This is a genomic window from Leucobacter coleopterorum (assembly GCF_011382985.1).
GTDB lineage: Bacteria > Actinomycetota > Actinomycetes > Actinomycetales > Microbacteriaceae > Leucobacter > Leucobacter coleopterorum.
In genome coordinates this window covers 2,428,134-2,446,983 of the sequence record NZ_CP049933.1, presented here as the reverse complement: position 1 = coordinate 2,446,983, position 18,850 = coordinate 2,428,134, and the positions used below count along the sequence as shown (strand labels likewise).

The 18,850-nt window shown below is 60.4% G+C and carries 15 protein-coding genes, 1 tRNA gene and 4 pseudogenes; 17 read left to right on the top strand and 3 right to left on the bottom strand.

The features are described from left to right. Positions 1 to 4: 4 nt before the first annotated feature. The 3 genes and pseudogenes from G7066_RS11510 (at position 5) to G7066_RS11500 (ending at position 3,195) form a co-directional block, all read left to right on the top strand. A complete protein-coding gene (locus G7066_RS11510) occupies positions 5 to 433 on the top strand; it encodes a hypothetical protein (protein WP_166331215.1) in 429 nt (142 codons plus the stop codon). Between the two features lie 351 nt (positions 434 to 784). Continuing rightward, positions 785 to 1,216 (top strand): annotated as a pseudogene (locus G7066_RS16405) (ATP-binding protein). Between the two features lie 311 nt (positions 1,217 to 1,527). Then, positions 1,528 to 3,195, top strand: coding sequence for an ATP-binding protein (locus G7066_RS11500; RefSeq protein WP_166331213.1), 1,668 nt, complete (start codon positions 1,528 to 1,530; stop codon positions 3,193 to 3,195). On the opposite strand, the gene G7066_RS11495 is transcribed toward G7066_RS11500, so the two are convergent. Beyond that, a complete protein-coding gene (locus tag G7066_RS11495; protein ID WP_166331211.1) occupies positions 3,122 to 4,279 on the bottom strand; it encodes a DNA cytosine methyltransferase in 1,158 nt (385 codons plus the stop codon). The genes G7066_RS11500 and G7066_RS11495 overlap by 74 nt on opposite strands. Before the next feature lie 388 nt (positions 4,280 to 4,667). Here G7066_RS11495 and G7066_RS11490 point away from each other — a divergent pair. Next, positions 4,668 to 5,848: pseudogene (locus G7066_RS11490) on the top strand (IS481 family transposase). A gap of 54 nt (positions 5,849 to 5,902) precedes the next feature. On the opposite strand, the gene G7066_RS11485 reads toward G7066_RS11490, so the two are convergent. Continuing rightward, positions 5,903 to 5,974 (bottom strand) — tRNA-Arg (locus tag G7066_RS11485). A gap of 45 nt (positions 5,975 to 6,019) precedes the next feature. On the opposite strand from G7066_RS11485, the pseudogene argS reads away from it, so the two are divergent. The 8 genes and pseudogenes from argS to G7066_RS11450 all read left to right on the top strand — a co-directional run bounded on the left by argS (position 6,020) and on the right by G7066_RS11450 (position 14,655). Further along, positions 6,020 to 7,701, top strand: a pseudogene (gene argS, locus G7066_RS11480) (arginine--tRNA ligase). A 44-nt stretch (positions 7,702 to 7,745) separates the two neighbouring features. Then, entirely contained in the window at positions 7,746 to 8,507 is a 762-nt protein-coding gene (locus tag G7066_RS11475) for a DUF2993 domain-containing protein (protein ID WP_166331208.1), read from the top strand. Between the two features lie 256 nt (positions 8,508 to 8,763). Beyond that, positions 8,764 to 9,537, top strand: coding sequence for a DUF1684 domain-containing protein (locus G7066_RS11470; protein WP_166331206.1), 774 nt, complete (start codon positions 8,764 to 8,766; stop codon positions 9,535 to 9,537). A 101-nt stretch (positions 9,538 to 9,638) separates the two neighbouring features. Beyond that, positions 9,639 to 11,168, top strand: coding sequence for an ABC transporter substrate-binding protein (locus tag G7066_RS11465; protein ID WP_244302955.1), 1,530 nt, complete (start codon positions 9,639 to 9,641; stop codon positions 11,166 to 11,168). 24 nt (positions 11,169 to 11,192) lie between these two features. Then, positions 11,193 to 11,966, top strand: a complete 774-nt coding sequence (locus G7066_RS11460; protein ID WP_280116166.1) for an ABC transporter permease — start codon at positions 11,193 to 11,195, stop codon at positions 11,964 to 11,966. Positions 11,967 to 11,971: 5 nt separating this feature from the next. Continuing rightward, on the top strand, positions 11,972 to 12,154 hold the full coding sequence (locus G7066_RS17085; protein ID WP_280116165.1) for an ABC transporter permease subunit: 183 nt from the start codon (positions 11,972 to 11,974) through the stop codon (positions 12,152 to 12,154). Beyond that, positions 12,135 to 12,983, top strand: a complete 849-nt coding sequence (locus G7066_RS11455) for an ABC transporter permease (protein ID WP_244302954.1) — start codon at positions 12,135 to 12,137, stop codon at positions 12,981 to 12,983. Before G7066_RS17085 ends, G7066_RS11455 begins: the two co-directional genes overlap by 20 nt. Beyond that, positions 12,976 to 14,655, top strand: coding sequence for a dipeptide ABC transporter ATP-binding protein (locus G7066_RS11450; RefSeq protein WP_166331204.1), 1,680 nt, complete (start codon positions 12,976 to 12,978; stop codon positions 14,653 to 14,655). The genes G7066_RS11455 and G7066_RS11450 overlap by 8 nt, the downstream gene beginning before the upstream one ends. A 17-nt stretch (positions 14,656 to 14,672) precedes the next feature. Here G7066_RS11450 and G7066_RS11445 read toward each other — a convergent pair whose 3' ends face one another. Then, complete coding sequence (locus G7066_RS11445) at positions 14,673 to 16,106, bottom strand: PucR family transcriptional regulator (RefSeq protein ID WP_166331202.1); 1,434 nt, start codon at positions 16,104 to 16,106, stop codon at positions 14,673 to 14,675. A 255-nt stretch (positions 16,107 to 16,361) separates the two neighbouring features. On the opposite strand from G7066_RS11445, the gene G7066_RS16400 reads away from it, so the two are divergent. From G7066_RS16400 to G7066_RS16385, 5 genes and pseudogenes are all read left to right on the top strand, one after another. Next, positions 16,362 to 16,850 (top strand): alcohol dehydrogenase catalytic domain-containing protein, encoded by a 489-nt coding sequence (locus G7066_RS16400; RefSeq protein ID WP_244302953.1) that lies wholly within the window; start codon positions 16,362 to 16,364, stop codon positions 16,848 to 16,850. Positions 16,851 to 16,878: 28 nt separating this feature from the next. Beyond that, positions 16,879 to 17,079: pseudogene (locus G7066_RS16395) on the top strand (zinc-binding dehydrogenase); the annotation flags it as partial. Between the two features lie 86 nt (positions 17,080 to 17,165). Next, positions 17,166 to 17,375, top strand: coding sequence for a hypothetical protein (locus G7066_RS16390; RefSeq protein ID WP_244303436.1), 210 nt, complete (start codon positions 17,166 to 17,168; stop codon positions 17,373 to 17,375). Between the two features lie 41 nt (positions 17,376 to 17,416). Continuing rightward, complete coding sequence (locus G7066_RS11435; protein WP_244302952.1) at positions 17,417 to 18,610, top strand: APC family permease; 1,194 nt, start codon at positions 17,417 to 17,419, stop codon at positions 18,608 to 18,610. Beyond that, positions 18,607 to 18,840: a hypothetical protein gene (locus G7066_RS16385; RefSeq protein WP_244302951.1), complete on the top strand. Its 234-nt coding sequence runs from the start codon at positions 18,607 to 18,609 to the stop codon at positions 18,838 to 18,840. The genes G7066_RS11435 and G7066_RS16385 overlap by 4 nt, the downstream gene beginning before the upstream one ends. Positions 18,841 to 18,850 lie beyond the last annotated feature (10 nt).

Below are 18,850 nucleotides of genomic sequence, written 5' to 3'. Positions count from 1 at the left end.
CGGGTTGCGCGCGTTCACCGTGCTCATCGCGACGCTCACCGGGACGGTCATCACGGAGCATCCGCGCACGTACGGGGCGACCTCGACGATGGTCCATGACCCGGCCCAGCTGATCCCGGGGCTTTCGCGAAAGCCCGGGGCGTTGCGGAACTCGCCGCTACGCCAACACCTCCCGCCCGAGCTTCTGCACGTGTTTGATCAGGCTGACCCGCATGAGACCCGCAGGCTCCTGCGGATACTGCAGCACGTGAGCGGGCAGGCAGGGTTTCAAGCGATGGTCGAGGTGATGGCGAAGATCGCTGCCGGTGGTCGAACGATCAACCAAGCAGAAGTTGAAATGGGTGCCACACGCACCACCGAACCGGCCCAGCCCGGGGCGGGCAGAGTCGACCTTCGCGTGTACGACCGGCTTACCGAACGAACAAGCGCATGAGTACGCACAGCACCGAGGTGGCAGTGTTGCGTCGGGGCGCCCTGCGGAGACGACACCGCCACCAACCGCCGCGGAAGTATTGGCGCTGGCGCAGGGGCTCCCGTTCACCAAGAGCGTCCTCCATCTGGTGGTTGAGGAAGCGGGCGCGAGCCAGCGCAGGTTCCTGCACCGCCTATTCACTCAGGAGCAGCAGTCACGGGAGTCTTCGAAACGGGCACGCCTGATCCGTCAAGCCGGATTCTCTGTGTTGAAGTCTCTGGAGGGGTATGACTGGCAGAACGTGCACTGGCCTCCGGACTGGGGCCGCCCCCACTCGAGAACCTCGAGTTCGTCCACAGCAGAGAGAACCTCGTGCTCTACGGCGAAGTGGGTGCCGGGAAAACTCATCTTGCGATCGCGCTGGGGCACCGGGCCTGCCAGGAAGGGGTGCGGGTGAAATTCATGACCGCGGCAGCGCTCGTTGCGCAGCTTCGACAGGCCGCCGCCGCAGGCCTGTTAGAGAAACAGCTCGCGCAGATCGACTGGCATGAGCTGATCATCATTGACGAGCTCGGGTATCTCCCGATCGATAACCAAGGGGCGAGGCTGTTGTTCCAAGTGATCGCTGACGCGTACGAGAAACGCAGCATCGTGTAAACGTAGAATCTTGAGTTCTCAAGGTGGGGGCAGGTATTTGGGGATGACCAGATGGCTGCCGCGATCATTGACCGGACCGTTCACCACGGCAGGATGGTCCGTTTCAAAGGTGACTCGTACAGGGTCGCGAACGCGACGATGAAGTAGACCGCAACGCCACGCACAATTCAACACAGGGCAGACGAGCTGGTTGGGCCGCGCATATGGCTCAAATTAAGCCGCGCGGGTGGCTCAATTTTCCTGCACATCCGGCTCAGAACGATTTGACAAAACACACCGCAGATACTTTTTCTTCTGAGTCATCCACATAGTGGCGACCAGTCCAAACTGCATCCGTGTTTGGTCTAGACCGGTGACGTGCAGAAGATGCGTAAGCTGCGCGACACTCACAGGATGGAAAAGCGCGCGCAGTTGAAAGTAGACTGACGCTTAGTGCTTACTCAAAGGAGAACAATCTGATGTCGATGATCGCAAACCTTTTGCCAACGCCGAGTTCGCACATTAAGGGGCTGCGCAGTGATCTGAATGTGAGAGCCTGCTTGATGGAGCTGATCGACAACAGCATTGACGCTGGCAGCTCTGAAATAGATGTGACAGTCAACGACACGGAGATCGTCATCTCAGACAACGGGGCAGGAATTTCTAGCGCAAAAATCGAGGACGTTTTGCTTCGGTTCGGTAAGGTTGACGACAGCCATGAAGAGACCTCAATTGGGAACTTCGGTCAAGGGCTACTCCGGGCACTTGTGACACTTGGGAACACGTGTCGCATTGATACGGTTCACGCTGACGGCTCCTTCTCGATCCCACTCAGCGTCACCGAAATCGAGCAATCAGAAAACACCTGGACTTTGCCCGTGGAGGCATTGACAGTGGAACAGTCGGCCACTGGGACCACAATAGATGTTCGCGACCTGGAGCCAAGAACATTCACAGAGGTAAGATCCATCAGTTTTGACCTCGACTTGATGGGACAGTTGGGACTCAGGTACGGCCACCTTATCCAGGATAAGCCACTTTGCATCACCGTGAACGGAGCGTCCGTGGAGGCGATACTTCCAACCCTGAAAACCGACACACCTTTTCCCTCTCTCGTCAAAAGGCTAGAAATTGACGATGTCACCGTCACGCTCACCATTGGGGAACACGCGGAGTATGAAAACAGAGGCAAGTCGACAAAATCTAAGTTGAGTGTTAAAGACTACGGCTGGCATGTCTACTGCCAGGGCCGTGGCGTGCTCCATCATGAGATCTCCCCTACTGTGGGCTGGAAGGTTAGCCGTTTTCACTCAGATTACTTCGGACTTGTCGGTATTGCAGAATTTGAAGGTCCCAGCGAAAAGATGCCCTGGAACAGTGACAAACAGGGTGTTCGCGAGAGCTCAAGTATTTACACAGAAGTGCTTGAAGTCATGGAAGTAATGAATAAGGCATGGCGCAAATACTGCCGGAAAAGAAAAAACAGACTACAAGACTCACCAATTTTAACGCCGAACCCGAGTCAGATTCTGAGCCCAACACCGACAGGTCGCGGCAGCAACCAGGCGACGCCGAAAATAAACCCTATGAGACAGAGGGGCGATTCACCAACAACGGATGGCAATGATTCCAAGCTCACTGAGCTGCCCTTGAACACCAAACCTCTAGCACCATATCTTGAACACGAAACGCTCTGCTTAGAATCTGATTTCAATTCCCTAGCTCCTGCTGACGACCCGAAAATACGTCAGATCCTTTTCGAGCTTTCTCGCACTACGCTGCAAGAGAGCCCTCTCAGCGTCGCATTTCTAATGAGAGCCTTGATAGAGCTTTCCGCTTTGAGGTACATCAGAGTAATGAAGGTGCAAAATCCTGGCAAGGATCCAAAACTTGCCACATGGGTAGAAGTGTGCCGAGATCATCTTTTTAACAATGACCATATAGACAAAAGCGTCAAAGAGGTGACAACAGATGCTATTGGAAAAACTTCTGAGGCTAGCGATCACTTCACAATTCGCCGCCTTCAAACTTCCCTCCATAATTACGGTTCCATTCCCGATGGAGCGACTTTGCTTAGCTTCTGGTCGAGCCTGCGTCCATACTTGGTACAGGTGCTTGCCGTGCCTTCTTATAGATCAAGGACATAGTTCTCTCCGCGACCAGCGGGCTCACGCTATTTCCTATCTGTCGGAAACTCTGATGCTTGCTTGTGTGAAACGTAAACCAGTCAGGGAAGCCTTGCAACCTGGCAGCTTCACGAACAGTTATCACTCTCGGCTCGCATGGATGAATGGGCCGCACTGCTTGAAAATTGCCTTTGTCGGACCCAGTCCCCGCACGCAAAGTCGGGCAAAAACCTTCTGTGTTGAGCCGCACCGACTTTGAAATCTGGTCCTTCTCCCCAGGAGCTAAGGCCGCGTACCGTGCCTCCACCGTTGCAGAATGCCTCGTGCCAAAGTTTCCGGACACCTCACCCCGATCATGGTAACGATAAAGATCTTCCGGGTGTCCAACACCACGCGGGATCATTCCCTGAACACGCTTCAAGAACTCCGAATCCATGGTCAAAGCCGAACGCGCCTGCCAGGAATCTTCGTACTTTTGCCAGGAGGGGTCAATCTTGTCAGGAAGACCCTGCAAAGCCTCCGCAACTCGCACTTCCTCGACCGCGTTACAAGCAAGAGCAAAGTCAGCCGCATCTAGCGTCCAAGGCGCATTCTTTGCGACACCGACAAAAAACACCCGTTTGCGGGAGGTAGGTGCCCCCCATTGATTCGCAGAAACCTCCAATGCAGGCAAGAGTTTGTAATCATCTCGCACCAGTGAGAATGCCCTTTCGCGAATCGAATCATACTGTGGCTGCAAGATGCCACGTACATTCTCTGCAATGAAGAAGGTCGGTTTTGTCTCGGACACTAACCGAAAAAAGTGTTGGAAGAGGTCGTTCCGCGAGTCAGAAACGTCTTGCTTTCCCATGGTGCTGAAGCCTTGACAGGGCGGCCCACCAATCAACCCGGTCAATTGTCCGGCACTGACACCGCTCTCACAGAGCAGCGTCTCGCCACTCAACTTAGCAATATCAAGATCAAGGTGTTTTGTCCCTGGAAAGTTCCTTCTGTGTGTCGCCAACGCAGCTCGATCGATTTCGACGGACGCCGCCACTTCAAAACCCGCCCGCGCTGCACCAAGGCTCAGCCCGCCAGCACCTGCGAACAGATCAATTACTTTCATTTCACTGAGTGTAAATGAAGGACGAGAAAAAAGCGACCGCCCCGCCCCGTTGGTGAACAACCATCGAAGTCAGCTCAGGTCATCACGCCACCATCTTGGGAAAATGACGAATCGCGCACACACGCATCGGAGCCTTGTACTGCACAAGCGCACGCAACAACACCGGAAAATCGCTCGGGCGAAAACCATGAGGTTTTTCGGGTTATCGGCAAAAGAGGCTTCGGACGGTTATCCGTAACTCAGATATGGGGTTCGCATTCGAAAAATGGCCCCCACCGCCAGCGCGGTGGAAGCCATTGCTACAGTGCCCCGGAGGTGTCTGAGTTCATGACATAAGTCACACAAGACACGGCACACCTGAGTCGCGACATACGGCACACTCAACACCGTGTCCCAACATCGCGTCATCATCCTCAAAATACTCACCCAACAACTCACCATCACCCAAGCCGCGCAAGACTACGGCATCTCCCGCCGCCAACTCCACCGCCTCCTCAAACGAGCCCGCACCGAAGACATCGACGCCATCGCACCCCGCTCACGACGCCCGAAAACCAACCCCACACAAACCCCACCCCACCTCCGAGAACGCATCATCACGCTCCGACGACACCTCACCGCCGCCGGGCACGACGCGGGTCCAGTCACCATCAACTGGCACCTCGAACAAGAAGGCCACACCCCACCCTCCACATCCACCACCCGACGTATCCTCCACCAGGCAGGCCTCATCACCCCAGAACCCCGCAAACGCCCCAAAAACTCCTTCACCCGCTTTGAAGCCGCTTTCCCCAACGAAACCTGGCAATCAGACTTCACCCACTGGCCACTCGCTGACGGCACCGACACAGAAATCCTGAACTGGCTCGATGACCACTCCCGCTACCTCCTTGACAACCGAGCCTACGCGCGCGTCACCGGCGACCACGTCGTGAACACCTTCCTCGCCCTCACAGATGAACACGGACCCCCAGCCTCAACACTCACCGATAACGGCGTCGTGTACACCGCCCGATTTGTGGGCGGACGCAACGCCTTCGAACACGTCCTCCCACTACTCGGTATCACCCAAAAGAATGGCCGCCCGGGCCACCCACAAACCCAAGGCAAAATCGAACGCTTCCACCAAACCCAAAAACGATGGCTCGCCAAACAGCCACCCGCCACAACCCTGCACGAGCTGCAAACCCAGCTTGACCGATTCCGGAACGAATACAACGAGCAACGCCCCCACCGCGCCCTCGGCCGCCACACCCCAGGACAAGCGTACCGAGCACTTCCCAAAGCCCTCCCGCACGCCCCTCAACAGGTGACGGGAACTACCGCATCAGATACGACCACGTCGACAAAGCCGGAAAAATCTCACTCCGTCGAGCCGGAAAAATGCACCACCTCGGAATCGGTGTCACACACGCACGAAAACGAGTCCTCATCCTCATCGCTAAACACACCGTCACCGTCGTACACCTCGAAACAAGCGACGTCATAGCCACCCACATCATCGACCCCACACGCAAATACTGGAGAAACCAGCAGCGGGAGCCAGGCCGCTGGCCTCACTCCCGCTAACTGTGTCGCATGTCGCGACTCATCTGAGACATATGTCCCGACTCATCACAACAGTGCCCCGGAGGGATTCGAACCCCCGACCTACGGTACCGGAAACCGGCGCTCTATCCCCTGAGCTACGGAGGCGAGCATTGCAACCTGTCCAGCCTAGCGCAAGTAGACTGGACGATTGTGACGCCACAAGAACTTGCCGAAGCCCTTGCCCAGATCCTCAACGACATCATCGCTGCACACGGTGGTGACGACGCACGCGACATCGTCGCGACCGCTCAGGATACGGCCGTTGATCGCCCCAAGAACCGTGAGCACGGTGACTGGGCTTCGAACGCGGCAATGAAGTTCGCGAAGCGTCTGGGCCAGAAGCCGCGCGAACTTGCCGCTGAGATCGCCGATCGGGCGGCCGCAATCGAGGGTGTCGCAAAGGCTGAGATAGCAGGCCCTGGCTTCATCAACATCACGCTCGACGTTGCCAGCGCTGGCGAAACCGCCCGGAGGGTCGTCGAGCAGGGTGAGCAGTACGGTCGCAGCGACACACTCGCCGGCCAGCACATCAACCTCGAGTTTGTGTCGGCAAACCCCACTGGCCCTCTGCACATGGGGCACACCCGCTGGGCAGCCCTCGGGGACTCGACTGCGCGCGTGCTGCGTGCTGCGGGTGCCGAGGTGACGAGCGAGTACTACATCAACGATGCCGGCGCTCAGATGAATAAGTTTGGTCGTTCGGTGCTCGCTGCCGCGCTCGGCGAAGAGGCTCCAGAGGACGCCTACCCGGGTGCCTACATCGGTGAACTCGGTCGCCAGATTCGCGAACAGATCCCGAACCTGCCCGAGATAGCAGCGAAGAATCGTGACGAAGCTCTTGAGCAGGCGCAGGAGCTCGGCTACCAGCTACAGCTTGCCGAGATCAAAGACTCCCTCGAGCGTTTCAATGTGCACTTCGACGTGTATTTCTCGGAGCGGTCGCTGCACGCGCCCGGAGAAAACGGTGAACCCAGCCCCATCGCGGCAGCGATTGACCGCCTGCGTGAACAGGGACACGTCTTCGAAGACGACGACGCGATCTGGGTGCGCACAACCGACTTCGGTGACGATAAAGATCGTGTCTTCACCCGTGGCAATGGCATCTTTACCTACTTCGCGGCAGACGCGGCCTACTATCTCTCTAAGAAGGATCGCGGCTTCGGCGAAAAGATCTACCTGCTGGGGCAGACCACCACGGCTACATCGGTCGCCTCACGGCAATCGCGGGGGCTGCTGGCGACAACACCGAGACCGATATTTCCGTGCTCATCGGCCAGCTCGTCAACCTCAACGGTGCGAAGCTCTCGAAGCGTGCTGGCAACATCATCGAACTCAACGACCTGCTTGAGTGGCTCGGCAGCGACGCGCTGCGGTACTGGCTCGCGCGCTACCCGGCAGACTCGCCACTCTCGCTTGACGGCGAAAAAGTGCGCAGCCGCACAAATGACAACCCGGTCTTCTACGTGCAGTACGCCCACGCGCGCACCTGCGCGGTTGACCGCAACGCCGCCGCCGCTGGCATCGATCGCTCGGCGTTTGCTCCCGAACTGCTCACACACCCATCCGAGGCTGAACTGCTCGGCAAGCTGCAGCAGTACCCCGGCATTGTCGCGGGCGCGGCAGAATTGCGTGAGCCGCATCGCATCGCGCGCTTCCTCGAAGAACTCTCCGCCTCATACCACCGTTGGTACGACAACTGCCGAGTGATCCCCCTGGGAGACGCGCCGGTTGAGGATCTGCACCGTACCCGTCTTTGGCTGAATGACGCCGCGGGTCAGGTTTTGCGCAACGGGCTCGACCTTCTCGGAGTTTCTGCACCCGAGCGTCTGTAGACTGCCGGGTCAGGGTAGATAGTCCGGGCACGAGGGAGAGCACAATGACCGAGCGCAAACCGCGGTGGTGGCTGCGAATCTTGAGTGTTGTGGTGGTACTCGGGGTGTTGGTTTGTGGGGCTGAGTTCGCGCTGCGCATGATCATTCCCGGTGTTATTGAGAATGTAGTGCGTGGTCAGCTCAAGCTGACGAGCGATCATCCCGTTGAGGTCGATCTTGGCGGTTCCGCGCTGCTCAGTGCGGTCCAGGGTGGTGTTGGTGACGTGACGATCAATATCGACAAGGTGCCGCTTCTCGACGGAGTGGAGACCGATGCTACCTTCCAAGCAGCAAAGGTGCCCTTCAACCCTCTCTCGGGCAAGATCACCAACGGCACAGTCGAGCTTGTTGTGCCAAAAGACCAGCTGGGCAGTGTCGTCAAGATGCTCACCAGCGGTGTCGCCCAGACGGGCGAGGTACAGAACGGCTCACTCGTGGTCGGCCGCTCGATCGAACTGTTCGGCCAAGAAGTGGGTCTCACCGCAAAACTCGGCCTCAAGGTGAACGATGGTGCTGTTGAGATCGACCCGCAGGGTGTTAACGCGGCCGGGTTCGACCTGACCGCTGAGCAGCTCGCGGACGCTACCGGAACGCTTCTCGACCCGATCCTGCAACCGCAAACGGTGTGCGTTCGGGATCAGCTGCCAGCGGGGGTTACCCTGACGGACATCACGCTCTCAAGCACCGGTTCGGCGAGAATCAAGGCGGACCTCAACCCGGGCATCTTCTCTGACTCGAAGCAGCAACAGCCTGGCTCCTGCGGGTAGGGAATGGCTTCGCGGGTTTACCACTCGCCTTGTTCGGTCAGCCTGCCCTTACGGCTCTTCGAGCTGTGCCGAATTGTCGGTTGACTCCCCGGCCAAGCGACAAACTCCCAACGATCGATAGCTCAGGTCGTGTGTTCTAGCCAGACAGTTTCGGAGACAGCACGACCACACAACGCTTGTGCCATAATACTTGAGGTGTGTGAATGTGACACTTTCACAAACTTTATATGTTGGGGCTGTAGAAAGACGAGCATACGTGAGCACGGAAACACGATCATCCAGTGATCAGCAGGCACTTCTTGAGGCTGAGTTGTTGCACGAAGCGTGGAAGGAACAACGCGCAACAGCGGTCACCTCCGCTACTGGCAACCTAAGCCTGACGGAAACACGTTGGTTTCCGGAGCACGCTGATGAGGCCACGGCAAAGGAACTGCTCGATGCTGAACAGGCCGCTGCAGATAGCGACATCACCGTCACACCTCTGCAACGACGCAACATTCACACCGGTGCCATTGAACACGGTCTTCGCGTGTGGAACGCCAATGCTCCCGCGATCCGGGCGTTTGAGCGCACCGAGACGTTCCCGTACAACCCAGACTGGGTGGTCGAGGCTGCGTTTACGGCGGTAGATGCAGAGCGCACGATCCCGTTTGAGCACATTCGGGATGCGGGTGGCACGCGTGAACTGGTTGTTCCCGGCGACATTACGTTCGAGCGTAACGGTCAGCGCTTCACGCTTTCAGCTTTTGACGATGACGGCTCGCTCCTGCTGGTGTTTGGTGACCCGACCAACGGCAAACAAGACGAGTCGGGCACCTACGGTGCGGGACGCTTTCTCTTTGTTGAGCGAACCGAATCACCTGACCGCGTGATCCTTGACTTCAACCGCGCCTTTGTGCCGCCCTGCGGATTCTCCGCGCAGTACAACTGTCCGATGCCGCCCCCACAAAACAGACTTCCTTGGCCCGTGATCGCGGGCGAACGAATTCCTGTGTTTCGCGACGGCTTCGATATCTACGACGCGATCTAGACACCCGCTCTCAGTACACGGCTGCGGGAGCGAAGCACTCAGCCGCTCACCGCGAGGCCACTCCCGTATCCTCCCAAAGCTCCAAGGAAAGTACCGCGATTATGAACGCCATGAGAAGAAATCCCAAAAGCCTCCTGCTCGCCTTAGGCGCGCTCTCTGTAGCAGCGCTGGTGCTGACGGCGTGCTCGTCCAACGGTGGTGCGGGGAGCACAAATGGCGCAGGCGACAGCGAGTCTGCCACGATCCAGATCGGTTCACTCTACGAACCGGTAAACCTCAGCAACACCGCTGGCGGCGGCCAGGGGGTGACCGAAGCGCTCACCGGCAACGTCTACGAGGGCCTTTTCAGGCTCGACGACGACGGTAAGACCTCACCCCTGCTCGCCACAGAGATCAAAGCAAGCGACGACGGTCTCACCTACACCGCCAAGCTTCGTGAGGGAGTCAAATTCCACTCGGGCAAAACCCTCACCTCTGCAGACGTAAAGGCGAGCCTCGAAGCGGTTACCGCAGCCGATTCGCAGTCGGCGCGCAAGAAAAACTTCGAGGTGATCGACAAGATCGACACACCCGACGACCAGACCGTTGTGTTCACTCTCAAGCAGCGCTCGATCTCGTTCCCGTACCTCCTCTCGTATGTCTGGATCATTAACGCAGACGCCACCGACATTGAGAAGACTGCCGACGGCACCGGCCCGTACCAGCTCGGCGAGTGGAAGCGCGGCAGCACACTGACGCTCAACCGCTCAGACGATTACTGGGGTGAGAAAGCGAAGAACGCGAAGGTGGTGTTCAACTACTTCACCGATGCGACTGCAGAAGACTCCGCGTTGCAGAGCGGGCGCATTGATCTCATCACGAGTGTGCAGAACCCCGACTCGCTGCCGCAGTTTGAGCAGGGCGGCAAGTTCACCATCAGCGAGGGGCAGTCGACCACTAAGGAGCTGCTTGCGTTTAACGATCGCGTAGCCCCCTTCAACGACACGAAGGTGCGCCAGGCGGTGTACTCCGCAGTGGATCGCAAAAAGCTTTTGAACGCGATCTGGGGTGACTACGGCACGCTTATCGGCTCGATGGTGCCGCCGAGCGACCCCTGGTACGAAGATCTCAACGACCTGAATCCTTACGACCCCGAGCGCTCGAAGAAACTGCTGAAAGAGGCGGGGCTCGAGCAGGGCTTTGAGTTTACCCTCGATACGCCGAGTTACGATCCTCACCCCGCCGTCGCCGAGTTTTTGCAGTCCGAGCTCAAGAAGGTCGGCATTACCGTAAAGATCAACACCATCACGGCAGACGAGTGGTACACGAAGGTGTTTAAGGAGCACGACTTCGAGGCAACCCTGCAAGAGCACGTAAATGATCGCGATGTGGTGTGGTACGGCAACCCCGATTTCTACTGGGGTTACAACAACGCGGAGGTCACCAAGTGGATCGCCGACGCCGAACAGGCAACGAGCGAAACAGAGCAGACCGACTTGCTGAAAAAGGCAAACCGGCAGATCGCGGGTGACGCCGCGAGCGCTTGGCTGTACCTCTACCCGCAGATTGTGGTGGCCTCGAACGATGTGTCGGGGTATCCGGTAAACGGCCTCAACTCGCAGTTCTTCGCGTACAACATCGTCAAGAAATAACCGCGAGAACTCAACATTACCCACATGATTCACTACGTGCTTCGCCGCAGTGCGCTTCTCGTGGCCTCCCTGCTGCTGGCAATGGTGGCGATCTTTGTGCTGCTGCGCCTGCTGCCGGGTGACCCGGCAAACGCGTTGCTCTCGGTCAATGCCACACCAGAGCAGATCGAGGCCGCGAGGGCTCAGGTGGGGTCGGATCAGCCGATCCTCACCCAGTTTGTGAACTGGATGGGGCAGGTCGTGCGACCGGACCTGGGTGAATCACTCATCACTGGCGCGCAGATCGGGCCTGAGCTCGTGTCGCGACTTGGGGTGACGATCCCGCTCACGCTCATGGCCTTTGTACTCGCGAGCGTGTTTGCGCTGCTGGGTGGAGTGCTGAGCGCGCTGCACGCCGACCGTTGGTACGGCATGGTGCTCTCGGGGATCGCACAGTTGGGCATTGCGGTGCCGGTGTTTTGGGTCGGCATTATTTTGGTGTGGATCTTTGGGCTGGGTCTCGGTTGGTTTCCGACCGGAGGGTTTCCGAGCGACGGCTGGGCCGATACCTCGGGGGCGTTCTCTTCGCTGATACTGCCAGCCATCGCAATTTCGTGCGTGATGGGAGCTTCGCTCACACGCTATGTGCGGTCGGCGACGCTTGACGTGCTCGGCAGTGACTACCTGCGCACGGCGCGCGCCCACGGTTCGGGTTTTGGTGAGGCACTCTGGCGGCACGGGCTGCGCAATGGCGTTGTGCCAGTGATTTCGGTTCTGGGTATTGAACTTGCATCGACGCTGCTCGGGCCGTGGTGGTAGAGAGTGTGTTCGCGCTCCCCGGCCTCGGAAGTTTTTTGGTCGACGGCATCGCGAAGCACGATTTTGCGGCGATTCAGGGTGTGCTGGTGATAACGACACTGCTGGTGTTGCTCGTCGGGTTTGGAGCGGATCTGGCGCAGCGCCTCGTGGATCCTCGCTTGCGGCGCAGTGTGGGGGTCGACGGATGAGCGCGGCAACAACTCGCAGAACCACGCTGTGGTTCGGGATCGCGCTCGTGTCTGTGGTGGTGATCGTTGCACTCGTGTCGCTCGTGTGGTTGCCCTACCCCTCGACGATACCTCCGGTGGCAGGCTCTCGCCGCCGAGTGCCGAGCACCTGCTCGGCACCGACAAGCTGGGTCGTGATCTGCTCAGCCGACTGATGGCGGGGGCGCAGATCGCGCTTACGGTGGGAATCGGCTCGGTGCTGATCGCTGCCGTGCTGGGGCTTGTGCTGGGTCTCATCGCGGCGTTTGCGCTGCCGTGGCTTGACGACGCGATTGCCGCGTTTTTAGATGTCGCGATCGCGTTCCCCGTGTTGCTCACGGCGATGCTGATTGTGGCGCTGCAGCCGCCCTCACTCGGGTCTGCGATTCTTGCGATTGGGCTCGCGATGTCGGCCGTGGTGGCGCGCATTTCGCGGGTGCTCGCAAAACGAGTCGTGGGGTCGCAGTACGTGACCGCGGCGCGCACGAGTGGTACGCGCACTCTCGGGATCATTCGCCTGCACGTGCTGCCGAACATTGCGCCCACACTCGCGGTGACACTCGCGCTGCAGTTCGGGGCCGCGGTGCTCGCCGAAGCCAGCCTCTCATACCTTGGGCTCGGCGCGCCGCCACCAAACGCCTCGTGGGGTCGGCTGCTGCAGGAAGCGCAGGGGACTGTGTTCAACGCGCCAGCCGGTGCCATTGCGCCGGGTATTGCGCTTGTTGTGCTGGTGCTCGGTGTGAACTTTGTTGCTGACGGTCTGCGCGACCTCACTGACCCGACCCGCCGCGGAAGGAGTCGTCGTGACTGAGCATCACTCTGCTGGGAGGAACTCTCAACAGCAGCAGACAGCCGAACTTCTGCGTGTTGACGCACTCTCGATCCACGCGGGTGACACCGAACTTGTGCGCGATCTCTCGTTTGAGATTGCCCCCGGTGAACGCGTCGGGCTGATTGGGGAGTCGGGATCCGGCAAGTCCCTCACCTCGCTCGCACTCACGGGATTGCTCGCCGAGGGGCTTCTCGCCACAGGATCAGTGCGCCTTACCGGGGTTGAAACACTCGGAGCCAGTGAGGCGCAGCTCAGACCGTTGCGCGGTGCGGTCGCGGGCATTGTATTTCAGGAACCGCTGACCGCACTCGACCCACTGATGCGCGTCGGAAAACAGATTGCTGAGCCGTTACGCAGGCACCGCGGGCTGCGCGGAGCTGAACTGCAGCGCGCCGTTGCTGAGTCGCTCGCTGAGGTGAGCCTCGCAGAACCGCGGATCGCACGCGCCTACCCGCACGAGCTCTCTGGTGGCCAGCGGCAGCGTATTGCGATCGCCCTCGCGCTCGCCGCACAGCCGCGGCTGTTGGTCGCCGATGAACCGACAACCGCGCTCGATGTGACGGTGCAAGACGAGGTGTTGACGCTGCTCGAACGGCTTGTGGTGGAGCGCGGCATGGGACTGTTGTTTATTAGCCATGACCTCGCGGTGGTGTCGCGAATGGTCGATCGAGTGCTGGTGCTGCGTGACGGTGTGGTGGTAGAACAGGGAGCTGTTGCAGAGGTGGTTCGTGATCCGCAGCACCCCTACACTGTGCAGTTGGTGGCTCACGCGCGGGCGCTTGATGCGGCACTGGGTGAGGCGGGGCTGCTGCAGGCATCTCTGACGCGGGTGCGGACCCTGATCCTGACAGCGCCGATCCCGATCCCGACACCGCCCACAACAAAAGGAGCAGCGATGACGGTGATTGAGGCCGACAACGTAAGTTTCTCGTATGGGCGGGGCGTGATCCTGCACGACGTGAGCGTAATGATTCGAGCCGGTGAATCTCTCGGCATCGTCGGTGAATCGGGTGCGGGTAAGTCTACGCTTCTGGCGCTGCTGCTGGGGCTTGTGGCTCCCGCGAGTGGTGAGGTGCGGTTTGATGGGACCGCGCTGCAGCTTCGGGATCGCGCGGCGATGCGTCGTTTTCGCGAGAGTGTGCAGGCGGTGTTTCAAGATCCTTACTCGTCGCTTGACCCGAGGCAGCGCGTGGATCGGATCATTGCCGAACCGCTGGAGTCGCTCGGCATAGCGCGTGGTGACGCAGCACGGCCGCGGGTTACGCGGGCGCTCGAGACCGTGGGGCTTCCGGCAGATGCGGCGACACGGTACCCGCACGAGTTCTCGGGCGGTCAGCGACAGCGGATCGCGATTGCGCGCGCGACGGTCGTGCGGCCGCGGGTGCTGATTGCCGACGAGCCGGTGAGTGCGCTCGATGTGAGCACCCGCACGCAGGTCATTGACCTGTTGAGGTCGTTGCGTGAGGAGTCCGGGCTTGCCCTGGTGATGGTGTCCCATGATCTGGGCACGGTGGCGGCTACGTGCGAGCGAACCGCGGTGCTTGACCGGGGGCGGATCGTTGAGCAGGGCCCGACCGCTGAGGTGCTGCGGGCGCCGGCTGACCCCTATACACAGCGTTTGGTCGCGGCCATTCCTCGCCTGCCCGGCTAGGGAGTGCTACAACGCGCTCACAGTCCCGCCGCCCGCAGTGCGAGCCAGGCGGTCGCGCGGTCGTCGGCCTGGTCCATCGACAGACCCGTGATGTCTTCGATCCGGCGGATGCGGGCGACGAGAGTTTGGCGGTGCACTCCGAGGCGCTCTGCGCTGCGGCGGTGCGCGCCGTGCTCGGCAAGAAACACGCGCAGGGTGTGGGCGAGCTCACCGGGGGTGCCGTCGCTATTCAAGAGGGGATCGAGCACACTCGCCAGCTGATCCCGCGGCGCACCACTGAGGCCTTTCAACACGAGAGACACCGCGGGAAGCCGCGAGTAGTGGACAACTCGGTGGCCCTCTTCGAGAGCGGTCTCGAGGGCCTGTCGTGCTTGCGCCGCGCTGCAGTTGAGCTGTTCGGTGAGGGCAGGATCACCGAGCCCAAGGGCAACCAGGCCGCCCATTGATTCGAATGTTTTCACCCGCGAGGCGAGTTCCGCGGCAAGGTCGTCGCGCACGAAGCCGCGAACGCCGTCGGGTCCGGCAGCGAAGATGTGCTCCGCGCCCAACTCGTCGAACCAGCGTCGCAGCGTGCGCTCGAGGTCAATAGTGCGTGTGCGCGTGCCGAGGGCAAAGGCGGTGAGGCTCGACTCGTGCACACCCCAACGCCGCAGCAGGGCGCTGGACTCTGAGCCGCCCTCGATCAGAATCCCATACAGAGCGCCTCTGCCGAGGCGTTCTGTTCGTGAGGGGTCGTGGGTGCGCAGTAGCAGGTCGAACAGTGCCGCGGCTTGGGTCGCTAGGTCGCGGGAACGGCTGGTCGAGCTAGAACGGGTCGCAATGACGAGGTGCCCGGCAAGGTCCCGATCTGAACCAACCTGGTGCACCTGTAGGCCCTCGTGTCGCACCCGAACCGGGCGGCCGAGCGCGACGGCGACGGCATCGGAAATGTGCAATCGCCCGGCCCCGGCGCTCGCGATGAGCTGGCCCTGGGTGTCGAGCAGTACCGCCCAGCCATCAATTCGGCGTGCAAGTTCGGCAATTACTGCGGTGACGCCACCCCTGCGTGCGACCTGCGTCAGCACGTTCATGCCGGCGGCGACGAGGCGGTCGGAGGCCGCGCGATCCTCGGAGATGAGGGTTGTCAGGGTCGCGTGCAACGCGGCGCCGTCGAGGTGCGTGCCGAGGATCCCGGTCATGCGGTGGCGCGCGAGTAGTGCCCGAAGTTTGGCCGAGTTCTCGTGGGTCACAAACACGGCGTTGAGCAGGGGATCGCTCGCAGGCGCAGGATCCCCGAGGCGATCATGAAGCTCACTGAATGACCCGGTTACAAGCGTCGCATAGTCGGGGTTGCCGACCACCACAAACGCGTCGATGTGGGCGACCCCGTCGACGCGGGCGCGATCCGAAATGCGGTGATGCAGGCACTCGCCGCCCACCGCACGAACGATGGCTTGCAAGTCGAGCGACATGCAAAAAGTGTACCAAGTGTTGAATCTATTGAAGCAAGTTCAGCAATTGGCGCAGTGACAGTACACCAAAACACTACGTAGCATCGTCCAAGTCACCGCTCGTGGCGAGAACATGCCATGTGGCTCGTCACGAGCGTGTGCGCACGCAAACGCACTCAGCAACAAAGGAGTTTCCATGAAAGCCGTGATCTTCCGCGATCCCGCAACCCGCGCCGAAATCGCCGACGTCACGCTCGCTGCCCCAGAGCGGGCGAGGTGCGAGTGAAGATTGCGGCGGCGGGTGTCTGCCACTCTGATCTGCACGTGAAGCGTGGCGAGTGGGATGCTCCGGCACCGATGGTGATGGGGCACGAGGGGTCGGGCGTTGTCACAGAACTGGGTGAGGGGGTGACCTCGCTCGCAGTTGGCGATCACGTGGTGCTGAGCTGGGTGCCGCCGTGTGGTGAGTGCCGCTACTGCCTGCAGGGGCACGAGGCGCGCTGCCAGAAGGTGGCTACCGTGGTCGCGCCGAAGGGTGTGCTCTTCGACGGCACCTCGCGGCTCAGCCTGGGGAGGAACCACTGCACCACTACCTCGGCGTCTCCTCCTTCGCCGAAGAAACGATCGTTCCGGCGTCCGGTGCCATCAAGGTTCGTGACGATGCTCCGCTGGACGTCATCGCCGTGGTTGGCTGCGCCGTTGCGACGGGTGTTGGTGCCGTGCTCAACACCGCCGCCGTCGAGCCCGGTGCGACGGTCGCCGTGATCGGTTGCGGGGAGTCGGCCTCAACGTTGTGCAGGGTGCGAAGCTTGCGGGCGCCGAGCGCATCATCGCTGTCGATGTTGTCCCGGAGAAGACTACAATGGCGCTGCAGTTCGGTGCGACCGATCGCATCGATGCCTCCGAGCGCGACGCGGTTGAGCAACTCTTCGAGCTCCTTCCGGATGGCGCCGACTATGTGTTCGATGCCATCGGGCGCACCTCAACAACCGAACAGGCCATTCAGATGCTCGGTCTCGGTGGCGCAGCTGTGATTGTGGGCCTGCCCCGACAGGTGCGAAGGCCTCCTTCGAGCCGCTCGTGCTCGCCGAAGCGGATCAGCGGATCCTCGGTTCCAACTACGGTTCCGTGCGCCCCTCCATCGACATTCCTGCCCTGGTCGACCGCTACATGGACGGGCAGCTGATGCTTGATCCGCTCATCTCGGGCCGCCGTCCCCTCGACGAGGCGCCCGAGGCGCTCGACGATCTTGAAGCTGGCGGCGTGCTGCGCACGCTGCTGATCCCGTAACCCACTTCTCACAAGATTCCGTCACTCAAAGGAGAGATGTCATGACACAAACAACCGAACGAAAGGTCGATGCTGGCCTGCGCGAAGGGGTGATGTCGGGCCCCGAACTCGCGGCCCAGGCCATCGCCAGCATCGCCCCCAGCGCCGTCATCGCGTTTACCGCGGCAGCGATCTTCCTCGGTGCAGGCAACGGCACAATGTCGGCCTTCCTCTTGGCCACGATCGTGATCCTCTGCGTTGGCTACATCGTGTCGATGTTCGCGCGCCAGCATGCCTCAGCGGGCTCGCTCTACACCTACGTTGCGAAGGGTCTCGGCCCGACCGGTGCGTTCGCTGCCGGTGTTGCCCTGCTCATTGGCTCGTGGGGGATCGCGGCGGGTTCCCTCGGTGGCGCGGTTTCGTATGCCTCCGATCTGCTGCAGATCTTCGGTGTCCCGGCTACCGGAACCGTGTGGCTGATTGTGCTCGCCATCGTGATCGGTGGGCTCGCCACGTTCTTCACGATCCGCGGCATTCGCATTTCGGCACGCATCTCGCTCGTGCTTGAACTCGTGTCGGTGTTCATCATCATGGTGCTGCTCGTGTCGTCGCTCGTGTGGCTTGGCCCAGACGCTTGGGATCCCTCCCAGTTCTCGTTTGAAGGTGTGCCGTTCCAAGGTGTCGCCGCCGGAATGGTGCTGGGCATCCTCGGTTTCGTTGGGTTCTCTTCAGCTGACGCGCTTGGTCGCGAGGCACGCAACCCACACACCGCGATCCCGCGTGCGATCATGTGGAGTGCCGTCGTTGTGGGTGTGCTGTACGTGTTCGCCGCCTACACGCAGATCGCGGTGCTCGGTGACGAGCTGGGTGAGGTCGCGAGCCCATTGCAGTCGATCAACGAGCGGATCGGCATGCCAGCCTGGTTCGCGCCGATCCTGGTATTTGGCGTCGCCGCTTCGTTCTTCGCTGTTGTTGTTGCTCCGCTGAACGTGGTTGGGCGCATCGTCTACGTTATGGGCAAAGAAGGCATTGTGCCCGAGCGTTTCGGGCGCACCCACGAGACACACCTCACCCGCACCGTGTGTTGCTCGTTGCAGGACCGGCGGCGATCCTGCTCGACGTTATTCTGCTGCTCATGGGAACGCACCCCATGGACATCACCGTGTGGGTCGATACGTACGGCACCTACGGGTACATGGTTGCGTACGCGCTGGTCGCAATTGCGGGGGTCGTGTACACGAGGCGCAGGGGCATGAAGAACACACTCGTGTGGATCTGTGCCGTTGTTGCGGTCGTGGCGATGGCGTACGTGTTTGTCGCCAACGTGTATCCCGTTCCCGCGTTTCCGATCAATGTGATTCCATACATCTTTGTGGCGACCATGCTGCTCGCGTTTGTGCGCTTCTGGTGGATCAAGGTGAACCGCCCCGAGGTTCTCAATAACGTGGGCAATACGCACACTGAGATGCTTGAGGGAGTTGGCTAGTAGCTCGCTC

Coding starts and splice junctions, on each gene's coding strand:
- G7066_RS11475 (WP_166331208.1), top strand. CDS start 7,746: ATGACCGAGCGCAAACCGCGGTGGTGGCTGCGAATCTTGAGTGTTGTG.
- G7066_RS11465 (WP_244302955.1), top strand. CDS start 9,639: ATGAACGCCATGAGAAGAAATCCCAAAAGCCTCCTGCTCGCCTTAGGC.
- G7066_RS16385 (WP_244302951.1), top strand. CDS start 18,607: ATGAAGAACACACTCGTGTGGATCTGTGCCGTTGTTGCGGTCGTGGCG.
- G7066_RS11445 (WP_166331202.1), bottom strand. CDS start 16,106: ATGTCGCTCGACTTGCAAGCCATCGTTCGTGCGGTGGGCGGCGAGTGC.
- G7066_RS11435 (WP_244302952.1), top strand. CDS start 17,417: ATGACACAAACAACCGAACGAAAGGTCGATGCTGGCCTGCGCGAAGGG.
- G7066_RS11500 (WP_166331213.1), top strand. CDS start 1,528: ATGTCGATGATCGCAAACCTTTTGCCAACGCCGAGTTCGCACATTAAG.
- G7066_RS11460 (WP_280116166.1), top strand. CDS start 11,193: ATGATTCACTACGTGCTTCGCCGCAGTGCGCTTCTCGTGGCCTCCCTG.
- G7066_RS11495 (WP_166331211.1), bottom strand. CDS start 4,279: ATGAAAGTAATTGATCTGTTCGCAGGTGCTGGCGGGCTGAGCCTTGGT.